Source organism: Mediterraneibacter agrestimuris (genome assembly GCF_943193195.1).
GTDB lineage: Bacteria > Bacillota > Clostridia > Lachnospirales > Lachnospiraceae > Schaedlerella > Schaedlerella agrestimuris.
The window spans coordinates 42,919-55,526 of the sequence record NZ_CALPDG010000023.1 but is presented as its reverse complement, the minus strand read 5'-3'; the positions used below and the strand labels follow the sequence as shown (position 1 = coordinate 55,526).

The 12,608-nt window shown below is 37.1% G+C and carries 13 protein-coding genes and 1 pseudogene; 1 reads left to right on the top strand and 13 read right to left on the bottom strand.

Annotated elements, in window-relative coordinates:
• Nucleotides 1-270: 270 nt before the first annotated feature.
• Together NFS18_RS11820 and NFS18_RS11815 are read right to left on the bottom strand one after the other, a co-directional pair.
• Complete coding sequence (locus tag NFS18_RS11820) at nt 271-858, bottom strand: accessory gene regulator ArgB-like protein (RefSeq protein WP_251390344.1); 588 nt, start codon at nt 856-858, stop codon at nt 271-273.
• Nucleotides 855-1,007 carry a cyclic lactone autoinducer peptide gene (locus NFS18_RS11815; protein WP_251390342.1) on the bottom strand — a complete coding sequence of 51 codons (153 nt, stop codon included), beginning with the start codon at nt 1,005-1,007 and terminating at the stop codon, nt 855-857. The genes NFS18_RS11820 and NFS18_RS11815 overlap by 4 nt, the downstream gene beginning before the upstream one ends.
• Nucleotides 1,008-1,646: 639 nt before the next feature.
• On the opposite strand from NFS18_RS11815, the gene NFS18_RS11810 reads away from it, so the two are divergent.
• The gene (locus tag NFS18_RS11810) at nt 1,647-2,000 is read left to right on the top strand and encodes a helix-turn-helix domain-containing protein (RefSeq protein WP_251390340.1); all 354 of its coding nucleotides are present in this window, start codon (nt 1,647-1,649) and stop codon (nt 1,998-2,000) included.
• Nucleotides 2,001-2,494: 494 nt separating this feature from the next.
• Here NFS18_RS11810 and NFS18_RS19740 read toward each other — a convergent pair.
• The 11 genes and pseudogenes from NFS18_RS19740 to NFS18_RS11760 form a co-directional block, all read right to left on the bottom strand.
• A pseudogene (locus NFS18_RS19740) lies at nt 2,495-2,944 on the bottom strand (sugar O-acetyltransferase); the annotation flags it as partial.
• 113 nt (nt 2,945-3,057) lie between these two features.
• Nucleotides 3,058-3,240, bottom strand: a complete 183-nt coding sequence (locus NFS18_RS19945; protein WP_408631557.1) for a LytTR family transcriptional regulator DNA-binding domain-containing protein — start codon at nt 3,238-3,240, stop codon at nt 3,058-3,060.
• An 87-nt stretch (nt 3,241-3,327) separates the two neighbouring features.
• Nucleotides 3,328-4,305 (bottom strand): S-layer homology domain-containing protein, encoded by a 978-nt coding sequence (locus NFS18_RS11800; protein ID WP_251390338.1) that lies wholly within the window; start codon nt 4,303-4,305, stop codon nt 3,328-3,330.
• A 131-nt stretch (nt 4,306-4,436) separates the two neighbouring features.
• Nucleotides 4,437-5,069 (bottom strand): hypothetical protein, encoded by a 633-nt coding sequence (locus tag NFS18_RS11795; RefSeq protein ID WP_251390336.1) that lies wholly within the window; start codon nt 5,067-5,069, stop codon nt 4,437-4,439.
• A 54-nt stretch (nt 5,070-5,123) separates the two neighbouring features.
• Nucleotides 5,124-6,980, bottom strand: coding sequence for a glycoside hydrolase family 13 protein (locus NFS18_RS11790; protein ID WP_251390335.1), 1,857 nt, complete (start codon nt 6,978-6,980; stop codon nt 5,124-5,126).
• Nucleotides 6,977-7,807: an alpha/beta hydrolase gene (locus NFS18_RS11785; RefSeq protein WP_251390333.1), complete on the bottom strand. Its 831-nt coding sequence runs from the start codon at nt 7,805-7,807 to the stop codon at nt 6,977-6,979. The genes NFS18_RS11790 and NFS18_RS11785 overlap by 4 nt, the downstream gene beginning before the upstream one ends.
• 3 nt (nt 7,808-7,810) lie before the next feature.
• Nucleotides 7,811-8,410, bottom strand: a complete 600-nt coding sequence (locus tag NFS18_RS11780) for a hypothetical protein (protein ID WP_251390331.1) — start codon at nt 8,408-8,410, stop codon at nt 7,811-7,813.
• Complete coding sequence (locus tag NFS18_RS11775; protein ID WP_251390329.1) at nt 8,382-8,840, bottom strand: ChaN family lipoprotein; 459 nt, start codon at nt 8,838-8,840, stop codon at nt 8,382-8,384. Before NFS18_RS11775 ends, NFS18_RS11780 begins: the two co-directional genes overlap by 29 nt.
• An 11-nt stretch (nt 8,841-8,851) precedes the next feature.
• Nucleotides 8,852-10,129, bottom strand: a complete 1,278-nt coding sequence (locus NFS18_RS11770) for a sugar ABC transporter substrate-binding protein (protein WP_251390327.1) — start codon at nt 10,127-10,129, stop codon at nt 8,852-8,854.
• An 86-nt stretch (nt 10,130-10,215) separates the two neighbouring features.
• On the bottom strand, nt 10,216-11,043 hold the full coding sequence (locus NFS18_RS11765) for a sugar ABC transporter permease (protein ID WP_251390326.1): 828 nt from the start codon (nt 11,041-11,043) through the stop codon (nt 10,216-10,218).
• 11 nt (nt 11,044-11,054) lie between these two features.
• Nucleotides 11,055-12,374, bottom strand: coding sequence for a carbohydrate ABC transporter permease (locus NFS18_RS11760; protein WP_251390324.1), 1,320 nt, complete (start codon nt 12,372-12,374; stop codon nt 11,055-11,057).
• Nucleotides 12,375-12,608 lie beyond the last annotated feature (234 nt).

Genomic DNA, 12,608 nt, shown 5'->3' with positions numbered 1-12,608 from the left:
TATTTCTCAAAAATTTGGCAGATTGGTGCTTTGGGCAGGCATATTCACTTTTCAGTTGCAGTTTGCGGAAACTCAAGATTTACTCATGCATTTGTCTTACCGTCTTGATTAAATAGTTTCTGCGCTTAAAAGATATTTCTCAAAAATCACCCGTTTGATTAATATTCTTTTCCCATTGTGGACAAACCAATCCAGGGTATCTCTATTTCTCTTTAAAATGGGTAGAAATTGGCATTAGCCGATCCCGCATTATTTGGAGAAGTATCTATTTCACAACAACTCTACCTTCAAACACTCTATAAGTTTTGCTCCGAGATATGGTATTTGTAGGAATGCAGATAAAACAATTCCCAATGAAATACAAATTACTGCTGTATACATTTGAAATATATGCAAACCAACAATCACTATGTTTAATATTATAAGCAAATGGAAAACGGTTCTTCTGTATCGTTTTTTTTGTTCCTCATCTAACCTATAATTTTGTGAATCAACAGGACTAATAATCATTAAAATAAGATTTGAAAAAAGAAAAAATATAGCTAAATCTTTACATCCTATATTATCTGATAACCATATACACATAACCAATAATAAAATTGAAGAAAACAAACATATTTTAGGGCTGCTAGCATGATATCCCCCACTATATTTTCTAACCAATATGAATGGAATGATAACTAACAAACCATTAATTGCCAATCCCATAAATACTCCAATTATCAATGTTAAAAATAGTGGTGACACAGATATTAATAAAGTATACGAACCATAAAAATATAAATCATAGTCCTTTTTATCTATAACGCCATTATCTATTAACCAGTTCGTTATTATTTCAGAACATCTAAAAATCATTTTTCTTTCCTAAGTTCTTCAAGTTTTTTTGGTGCTTTAGGTTGATATACTACTACACAAGATGTTGTATTTGCTTCTATTTTCAATACATTATTTAACACCTTACCTACACCTTTAGCTACATTATTTAAGAGTTTATTTTCTTTCATTTTAACTCCCTCCTTGATAGATGTTATATTTTTCTAATTTCATAATAAACATATTTTTCGTTAAATCAATACTTCCATCATGAATTGATATATTTATTATTTTTTTGGTTTTTTTCTATATATTTCATGCTTAGACTCAATCTCACACAGAAAAATAATTTTTTATTTCAATAAAGAATCAAACTATAAAAGAATTCTTCTTTCATACATTCTTTGTATCTCATTTCAAAATTGTTATTATAAAAGTATCATTCCATTCTTTGGAATCACACTGGATATCAGGAAGCATGTATAAATTCATATTCTCATAGGTATAAGATGCCTTTCCGTTTTTGGCAGTATTGTAGGGATTATCGCAATCGCAGATTCAGCTTTTATGGCAATGCATTTTGGGACAGACCCACTTGATGCGGCCTGTACGGTCTTTTCTCTGGTAATTCCACAATACTTCATATCAAGAGAAAGGAACATTTAGACAGGTAGGATAAAATTTTCTAACTCAAAATGTTCTGAAAGTAGTTGAAAGAAAGAGGGTGAATCTCCAATGAATTTATATAAATCAAGTAAGAAAATCCAGTAAAATCAATGGTTTTAGGAATTTGTCAAATGCCTATTATCATAATAAAAAAGGAGATGATTATGTTGAATCAACATTATATAGATATGGGATATCGAATTAAACTTCGCCGTAAAGAATTAAAAATAAAGCAGATAGAATTAGCTGAATTACTAGATATTTCTACAAATCATATGTCTTCTATTGAAACCGGAAAACAAAAACCAAGTATGGATATTTTTATCAATTTATGCGATGTATTAAAAGTTACACCTGATTATTTACTTATGGGAAGTATGCACCCTAGTAATGTTCCACTTAATATTTTAGAAAAATTATATCTGTGCAATCAAGCAGATGTTAAATTAGCTGAGAGTTTCATTGAACTTCTTGTAGATAGAAACAAAACTAAATGGAATAATGATAACTTCATATAACCTTTTGCTGGGACTGTAGGGAAATGGATAGTTCTAATCAGGGGTACACCTGCACCCGGTGGTGGCGGTGTAGATCTGTTTAGAAACGGCAAATTCCTGCCAGACTGTTTCCGGGGAACACTGGTAGCCAGTGACCAGTAGGCGTCGTCTGTTTTCTCCGGGTTTTTGCCGTAATCAATACGCTCTGTCAGCACAGCGGCAATATTTTGCTCATCGCTGGCATGGCGGGGTTTTAGTCTTAAGATTGCCATGTGTGGCGACTCCTTTCTGTAAAATAGCAGCAGCCACAGAATGATTACATTCCATGGCTACTATTTCAGATTTTATTTTTGAAATTCTCTCAACACTGTTGAGAGTTTTGGCTTTGATCCATCGCTTCATATAATTCATCTAGGTTTTTTCGTAAGATTTCTTTACTGATTAGTTTTGTGCGGTACTCAGAAATCATGGTGGGAAAATTGTCATTGTGGCAAGAAAGAAACTCCTCATTTTGATTACTTTGTATTTTTGACAATTTCCCATATTTCATCATCAAATACCTTGTCTTTATAATAATATTTTCTGTCTTCCTCTGTAATTTCTCGTATTACCCTACATGGATTTCCGACAGCGATGACTCCGGCAGGAACATCTTTTGTGACAACACCTCCTGCACCGATTACTGTATCTGAACCAATAGAAACGCCCGGCATAATGACACAATTGCCTCCAATCCATACACGATCCCCAATCGTAACCGGTATCCCGTATTCATACCCCGATTTCCTGCTTTACGGGTGAATTGGGTGTCCCGCCGTATATAAAGAAACACAGGGGCCAAATAAAACATCATCTCCGATTATGACTCTGCCCACATCCAGTATAGTACAGTAAGCATTTGCATAAAAATCTGCCCCTACTTCAATATGTGTTCCATACTCACAATGAAATGGCGGTTCAAAGTACATACTCCTTTAAAATTGACATTTTATATATTTGTGCCTATAATAATACAATGAATTTTGCAGAATATCTATCAATTTTCATATATACTAAAAGTAATATTAAAGTTGGTTCACTATATTCTTAGTTCCCAAATACTCACTATATTTTTCATAAACTCTTTTCGTTTCTGTCGACTAATATATACTCTATCACCTGTAATCAAAAATATAGTTTCCCCGTAAATTTTTTCTATATAAACCATATTCACGATATAACCAACATGGCATCTAACAAATCGACTATCTGATACACAGATTAACCTTTATTTCTAACATCATGACATCAATACAGTCACACTCTCTTCAAATACATAATTCAAATATAATCATCGAAGTTTTATTTCCTAATCGTCAAACACCCAACCAATCCCCAATATACAAAATGTATTGCCCATTGGCAGATCCTCTTCCAATCCGCTAATCGTAATGGCGGTAAAATTCCTGCAATCCAGAAGCAGTTCCTGATCCCCTTCTCTACTGACTGCGATTCCCGGCCTGTCATCTTCAAATACAGCCGTTCGTTCACTAATAACCTCTTTCTCTGTCACTTCTCCGCTCTCACCAATATCTTCCCAAATTGAGAATTTAAAAGAAGTATCATCAATTTCTTCTAATCGGAGAACTGCCGTATGTGGAAATCCTCCATTTGTAGAATTCGTATAATGCATCCCAAATAACGGCATATATATTGATTTCGCATCCTCATATCTTGCGATGACCGCCGCACACTCCGCACGAATTATAGTGTCTCCCGGTACTAACAATCCTTCTCCATTTCCCTGAATAATCTCTTCCGCCACAGCCCACTTCATCGCATCCTGAGCAAATCCCGCCACTTGTCCGCCATCTGGAAAGCACATATAATCCTTCTGCGCTGAAACATCCTTTCCACTCGCTTTCGCAAAACGATACATCATAGTTACCATCTGCTCCCTTGTGAGAGAATCTGCGGGACCAAAGTTTCCTTCATCATATCCTTTTATAATATCTGTTTGCTGTGCCCATGTTACCGGGACAGAATAAAATTCTTCATCTGCCACATCCGGGAACACCTTCTTGTAATCCACGTTCGGACTTCCTGCCATTCGATATAAAATTGTCGCAAATTGGGCTCTTGCCAGCGTTCCTGTCGGCGCAAATGTCGTTTCATTCATGCCAGTCATAATATCCTGTTTTGAAACATACTTCACATAATTAAAATACCATTTATCTTTCTCCACATCCATATACTCTTCGGGATCCTTTGCGCATACCGGTATTGTCAAGATCACCAGCATTGCTGCCACAACAACTGTCGCTATACACTTTTTCATACATTTCATACTCACAGCCTCCTTTTTATAATTCTATTCAGTTAGTTATATAAATAGGATATCACGCTTTCCACAATTAAATCAATCTAATTCTAGCTCTGAGTTTACTCTGTTACTGGAGCACCCACAGGGTGTGAACATTACTCCCGGTTCCGGTACAAAATTAGTCCTCCCCGCTCCTCATATCCGGTGTTCCACAGATCTTTTAAAGAAAATGTCGTTGATTCTCCATAGGTAGCCACTGTGATCAGAAAATCCTCATCTTTCTTTTCATATCCATAGCACAAAAACCAGTGCCACACAAAATCCTTGTATTTTGGATTCTTATGTCTGAGCATGAGATAAGGAACCGGAAATCCTGCATCGATTTGCTCTTTAATTGCCTCTGCAGCCTCTTCTGCGGTATGCTTTCCGGAAAATCCTTCCATCCGGTACTCTGAAATATTTTCTCCGGCTTCTTCTGCGGTATCCTCCAGATAAGCGCCAAATCCCTCGATAAACATAGAAAGTTTCTTCACGCCGCCTACTCTTGGTTTGATGTATGGCTTCATCTTCATTCCAAATTGAATGTAATCTTCTTTATTCAGATTTTCAATATCAAAGGGATAAAGGTTTTGCAATCCTCTCCTCAGTGCAAAGTAAATACAACAGTCACATGCCGTTGCCGCCGCACAACCACCCATGTACATTACCAGATTACGAAACCACTCCTGATTGCCGCCAATCACTCCATCTATGGAAAAATAATCTAATTGTTTCTTTTCATTTGACATCGTTTATTTTTTCCTTTCTTTGTCATCATAATCTGGCTCATGTTTTTTAAGAGTTTATTCCCGCAACAGCATCATGGAAAATCCATACGCTTTTATTTCCCAGATGTCCTTTTTCTCTTTTACACCATCTGACATTAGTATTTCCGTCTTTTTACCGTCCAATTCTTTTAGAACAGGAATCTGTACGATACGCTCACTATTGTTTAGTATAACATAAATCCTTTCTCTGCCTGCTTTCTTTTCATATACAATGGTATTCATTTCTTTTGAACAGTATTTCCATCTGAAATCTGCTGCCCGCAACGCCTCATGTTCTTTTCTTAAAGTAATCATTTTGGTAATATCCGAAAGCAGCTCCCGGTCTTGTTCATTCTCTTCCCATATCATACACTGACGATTACTATGTTCACCCCCGCTAAGTCCGACTTCACTGCCATAATAAATGCAAGGGCTTCCCGGAAAAGTCATTAAAAACAAATATGCCAAACGCAGTACCTGCTTATTACCGCCTACAAGTTCTAACATTCTAGAAGTATCATGACTTTCGATAAGTGTCAATAGATTATTTGTAACATTTTGCGGATACTCGATAAGCAAATTACCAATTGCATTTTGAAAATCCTCTGCTGTATAATCCTCTCCACCTCGATTCTTCCCAAAAAAGTTCCACACAGGAACAGCAAATTCATAATTCATAACAGCGTCAAATTGGTCGCCCCTTAACCATGGATACGAATTGTCCCAGTTTTCGCCTAAAATATATGTATCTGGATTGATTTCTTTTACTCTCTTTCTAAACTCTCTCCAAAAGTCATGCGAAACTTCATTGGATACATCCAATCTCCAACCATCAATTCCATATTCTCGTATCCAGTAACATGCTACATCCAACAGATATTCTCTTACCAATGGATGGCCTGTATTCCACTTTGGCATATTCTGCGTATAGGCAAAAGTTCTGTAATTCAAAACATCCCTCGGACAATCATTTGGTATTTCTCCATTTTCTTCTCTGTATACTAATGGTTTATCTGGATTCACAATATAAAAGCATTCATAATATTTAGAATTTTTACCATTCGTTAATACATCCTGCCAAAAAGGATGAAAATATCCGCAATGATTAAAAACTGCATCCAGCATAATCCTGATATTTCTTTTATGCGCCTCTTTCACCAATCTGGAAAATATTTCATTATTCCCAAAGTCTAAGTCTATCTTATAATAATCCTGTATGTCATATTTATGAGAACTGGGCGAAGAAAAAATTGGATTTAAATAAATTCCTCCTATTCCCATTTCTTTTAGATAGTCCAGTTTCGAGATAACGCCTTCCAGATTACCGCCGAATTTTTTCTCAGCACCATCCACCACGTCACTCCCCCACGGAAGTACATCTCTTTCATCATCCGGCGTTCCATTGCAAAATCTTTCCGGGAAAATCTGATACCATACGATATCCTTAACCCACTGTGGCGCATGATAAATATCTTCCTCATTAATATATGGATAATTGAAATAATTCGACAAATTATAAATTTCTTCCTTCTTCATCTCCTTTTGGATGGAGACTGCCCCATGACATCCCCACAATATTTTTTCTTCTTTATTTTCCAGTATAAAACAATATTTAGTTCTTCCCCAGTCAATCTCTCCAACCTCGCAAAACCAGCTGTCATATTCCCGTGTACTTTGTTCTACTTTCATTGGAATATGACGTATAGACTGTATGTCAAAATCATATATCGGTGAACCATCACCCCTTGGTATCCAATTAAACGGATCTACTGCCAGAAGTGTAGATTTTGTTACTTCCCCTTTTGCTGTTTTGACTCTGATATGTAACGTTCTTCCATCTACAGCATATGCCTGTGCACTTTTGGATTCATGTATTATTGCTGCTGTATTCATCCTATATTCCTTTCAGCCGCCTTCGTTTCAACTAAAAATAAAAACATGGCTTCCATATATTTTCTCCAGCACCTCTCGCTGTGTGTATCTCCAACGCCGACTCCAAAATAAATATGATCGGCAGAAAGGTTTTGTTCCCATAATGCTTTTACATAATGTATTGAATTATTTAAATATATCTGCGGCATACATGTATTTTCCGTATCGGAGGTTTCTTCTGTTCCAACCTGTACAAAGTATCTTTGTTTTTTATTGACCCCTCTTCTTTTAATCTCTGATAAAAAGATTTCTTCTGCAAACCATGATGCCAGAGAAAAGATCCCTGCGCCTCCATAGATTTCAGGATACCTGACCATCATATAAGCGCTGATAAAACCGCCCATTGAGCTGCCGCACACATATGTATGCTCTGCGTCTGTCAAAGTTCGATAAGTTTCATTTATTCTCTCCCTTAATTCTCCTGCTGCAAATGCTGCATATTCCTCACCATCACCGCCATGACTCCCAGCCGGAAATGTTGTTTTTTCCATAGTATTTTTCCAAGGAGAATAATCTTCAAATCTTCTGTCTCCGTTATTTTCTATTCCGACAACAATGATCCCTTCGATTTTCCCTTGTTCTTCCATACATTCCAAGGTTTCCTTTATTCCCCATGAACAGCCTCCAAATGCCCCCTTATCTTCAAATATGTTTTGTCCGTCATGCATATATATGACCGGAAATCTTTCATTTTGTTTTTGCTCGTAGCATGCCGGAAGATAAACATGGACCGTTCTTTCTTCTCTGCAATATGGCATCCAAATCTGGAATGTTTCTATTCTTCCCATTGCCTATATCCCCTTTCTATAATCCTTCAGGCTAACAAAATCCTCCAGATATTCCCAGTATTCTTCCTCTGTATTTGGTATAGGATGCCAGTCAGGATCTGGGAAATTCCGTTTAACATCTTCATAATTTCTGCCTTTTAAAAATTCTCTGTCCAATGTTGCTCCATGAAGTTCTTTTAATGGTTTCAGGAAAATATATCCATCTGCAAGATTGCGGAGTTTCAAATCTTCATATCCGATTCTATAATCACTTTTCTCACTCAGTTCTCCCACGGAATTTTCATTTAAATCAATCCCCATAGGTACTCCGCCTTGTTCTAAAAACCATTGCTCAAGTTTTCCATTACAAGGGCTCTCAGAATTTGGCATCATTCTTTTCGGAAACTTCTGATGAAGCAATACGGTTGCTACTTTATTTCCATACCGTTTATACAATAAATGTCCAAAATCCTTTTGAATATAACGATAAAAATGTTCCTCCAGACCATCGTATACGGTGTACTGATACTTCGTAAACGCATGGATCGTCCCTGTTAGAATAAGAATTTTTTCACCTTTCGCAAACACTTCTTTCTCAACTACCCCCCACCCGGAACTGTTCAATCGTTCCCTTCTTAAAAATCTTCTGTGAATCCTCAGGATAACGCAGTCCGCGGTATTCACTCCAGTCATACTGATAACTCAAATTCAATATCCGCATCTTTTTATTATTTTTACCGACAGATTTGTTCAGTTCAAAAGCTGCTTTATATATATCCATATATTCTTTCATTGCCCATGTAACATTATAATGAAACATGAAATCCCTTGCCCTTTGCTCGTCATACACCTCCCCTGTCACTAACTGATCCAGTCCTTTTTGTACCTCACTGCTTCCAAACTCCATACCCACATTTGTTACTCCTGCTTTCAGCAGATATGGCAGCAGCTCTTGTACAAAGAGCAGGTTTTCCCTGATTCTGTGCTCTTCTCCCAATAAAATTGCATCATACTTTTTAAATTGTTCACAAATATATTCATGCGGTTTTTGCATTACACTCTCCCCTATTCACTTTCTACCAAAGCTTCAAAGTCTTCCTGTGCTTTCTTTGCACCTTCTTCCGGTGTAATTTTACCATCAAATACTGCTCCAAATACATTCTCACTTATCGTCCAGTAGTAGGATATCCTCTTTGCGGCCGGCATAGGCACAGCATCTTGAAATTGCTCCACAAATACCTTCATATTTTCATCATCAGATAAACCTTCTACTTCCGAAACATCTGCACGGGAAGTAATCTTTCCAGCCTTTTCATACAATAGAGACGCGCCTTCTTCTGAAACTAAAAATTCAGCAAACAACTGAGCTGCTTTTGGATATTCGCTATATGCTGAAACATGAAGATTTTGAACGCCGGCGAAAGGTTTCATAACATTCCCTTGAACCGTCGGCAATTTTGAAACGCCAAAATTCACACCAGCATCCTCTAAAGCCTTCACCGTCCACGGACCACTTGGATAATATGCTGTATTTCCATCAATAAAATTCTGATCCACAAAAGCGACTGCTTCTCCCCTCAAGTCTTCTGAACTAATTGGCATATACTTTTTCAATTCCGCCAGAAATTTTAAACCTTCCAGATACTCTGGTGTATCAAAGCCCGGATTTTCATCATCTGTTCCGGTTGCCCCAAACAATTCAAATCCAAAAGAAGTCAAAAATGGATACACCGCATATCCTCCGCTTGGCGACATCAGAAACCAGAATTTATTTTGCGGTGGTTTATTATAATCCAATGCCTCTTCCATCATCTGTTCAAATTCATTTTCCGGGTCTTCTACTAAATCTTTATTGAAAAACAATGCATTTGTTTCTATTGAAACAGGCACTCCATATAGCTTTCCGTCTCTTTCAACTGTCTTTAAAGCAACATCACTAATCTCTTCCTGTAATTTATTTGAAATTTGTGTATCCAGTTCTTTATATACTCCCGCCGTATATCCAACCTGAAACTGATCGTGAGCTACCATAAATAAATCTGCCCCGTTGCCTGATGGACCATCTAACATTATTTTTTCGATACCATCCAAGCCAATTGCTTCTATCTGCACCTCTACTCCCGATAATTCTTCAAACCTCTGGGCTGCTGCTTCCCCATACTCTGTATCCATTGTCCAAAAAATAAGTTTTGCTCCATCTTCCGGTTCCAATTTCCCATCATTTTGCTCTGTTGCCGCACTTTCTTCCCCTGTACTCTCATCCACAGGAATCTCTCTGCCGCATGCTGCTGTTGCTGCCGCCATAACTCCTGCTAAAACGCAGGCAATTAATCTTCTTTTCATCTTAACCTCCATTCCGCCGCCTTTTAGTCGCGGCACAAATCAATCATCTTATGAATTTATAGTAATGTGTTTGAATAACAATATTCTCAACCTTTATCTGCTCCCGCCGCCACACCTTGAACCAAATATTTTTGAAAGAATATAAATAATAGCGTAATAGGTATCGCTATTAAAACTGCTCCTGCCGCAAAAGTAGTAAAGAATGAATTTTCCTTTCCGTCAATCATAGAAAACAGCCCTACTGCCAGCGTTTTGTTTTTATCACTTGATGATAACAACATGTTAGGCAAAATATAATCCATCCATGGAAGCATAAACTGTGACACAGCACAGTATGTAATAATTGGTTTTGAAACCGGTAACAGCACTTTAAAAAATGCCTGGAATCTACCACATCCATCCAAATATGCCGCCTCATCAATAGATTTTGGAATCCCGTCCAAATATCCCTTTACCAGCCAGGTGTTGTACGGTATCGCTCCTGCTATATAGACAATAATTAATGAAACCGGATTGCCCACCATTCCAAGAGTCAGAAATAACGTGTAGACTGCGGTCATAGATAAAAATGTCGGAAACATTGATAATAGTAAAATTGTGATCAAACCTGTTTTTCTCCCCCGAAATTGAAACCGGGACATGATCCATGCTGTAATCATCACTATGAACACTGAAAAAACTGCATTAACAGCGGCAATTTTTAATGTATTCCAAAACCAGTTTATATAATTTGTTTCCACAAAAAGACGTCTATAATTCTCTAATGTAAAACTTTTTGGAATCAATGTGGCGCTTACAAGGCTGCTTTCCTGTTGAAAAGAGGACATTATAATCCAAAATACCGGAACGAGAACTATTATAGACGCAACTATTAATTCCAGATGAATGAATAATATCATTCCCTTTTTTTTCATACTTTTCTCTCCTATATTTCTTTAAATGACGCTGTTCGTTTAAAGTTCCATAAAGAAACCGCACCGATCAAAATAAAAATCAGAATGCTCATTACCGCCGCCATATTATACATTCGCTGGTCTAACGTCAATTTATAAATCCATGAAATCAATATATCGGTATCTCCGGCAAATTGTAATTCTGAATTTGTAGGTCCTCCCTTTGTCATAAAATAGATTAAACCGAAACCATTAAAATTACCTGCCAAATTCATGACCAACAGCGGCGCCGTAGCTAAAAAGACAAGCGGGAATGTGATATACCGAAAAATCTGAATCCTACCAGCCCCGTCTAATGATGCAGCTTCATACAATGACTGATCCATATTTGAAAATGTTCCAAGCATCATAACCATAAACATAGGAGCTCCAAGCCAGACAGCTACGATGATCACTGTAATCCTTGCATTCAGCGGATCTGTCAAAAAAGGGATTTTTTCAGAAATGATTCCCATATCCAGCAATATTTGATTAATGGGTCCAAACTGTCCATTAAACAAATTACGAAATACCATCAACGAAATCATCTGCGGTATCGCCCATGGAAGAATCAGAATTGTCTGGAATATCTTTCTTCCCCGCACGTATTGGCTGTTTAATATCATAGCCTGAAACATCCCAATAAAATAAGTCAGTACAGTAACCGTTACAGCCCACACAACAGTCCATGTTGCTACCCTCAAAAAGGTATCTGACCATATTGGTATTGTAAACAGCTTCCTGAAGTTCTCAAATCCTACCCATGAAAGCAGGTTGCCCGGCGGCAAATGATCTCTGTTATAATTTGTAAACGCGGTCAATACACAACAGATAATTGGTAATACTATAACTGCTAAAAAAATTACTGTTATTGGAGATAAAACAAGATATGGAAATAATTTTGCATACTTTCTCCTAAATCCGTTTTCTGAAATCAGCACACTGTTTTTTCTTTTTTCCGCTGACTTCCATGCATCTATAATATTCCAGCACCAAATGCCTCCTATTATAACTAATACAAATATGATAAGTAATCCCCGGATTAATAGTATCATTGAATGGTCCTTTCCCGGATTACTTCCAAGTGTAATTAATCCCCAGATTCCTTTTGTGAAAAAACCGCCATATAGCCGTATCTGAAATTCGTCAATCTGCCCCATCAGCCACTCCGGCCAATAACCGGTAAAGAATTCTACCGCTGTCACTGCTATTTGTGTTAAAAAGAAGATAATACCTCTCGCCCGCTCCCGGCCGATAAAAAACTGCCCGCTCCCCCATATAAAAGCTGATAGAATTGCTGCCTTCTTTCTCACCTTTGCTCTCCTTTCTTTTTATCATACACATTTTACTTAAGCGCTTAATCTATAATTATGATAGCATTCTCATAACTCAGCGTCAATTTCATTTTATACACCTTATACATTTTCAGCATTTATTACAATGCAATTTTTGTGCAATTTTTCATCTTTTTTACTTATTTTTTTAAGTTAAGTAATTCTTGTATTCCCCATTCCCTTTAATTACACAATTTTTTTTGAATCCGATAT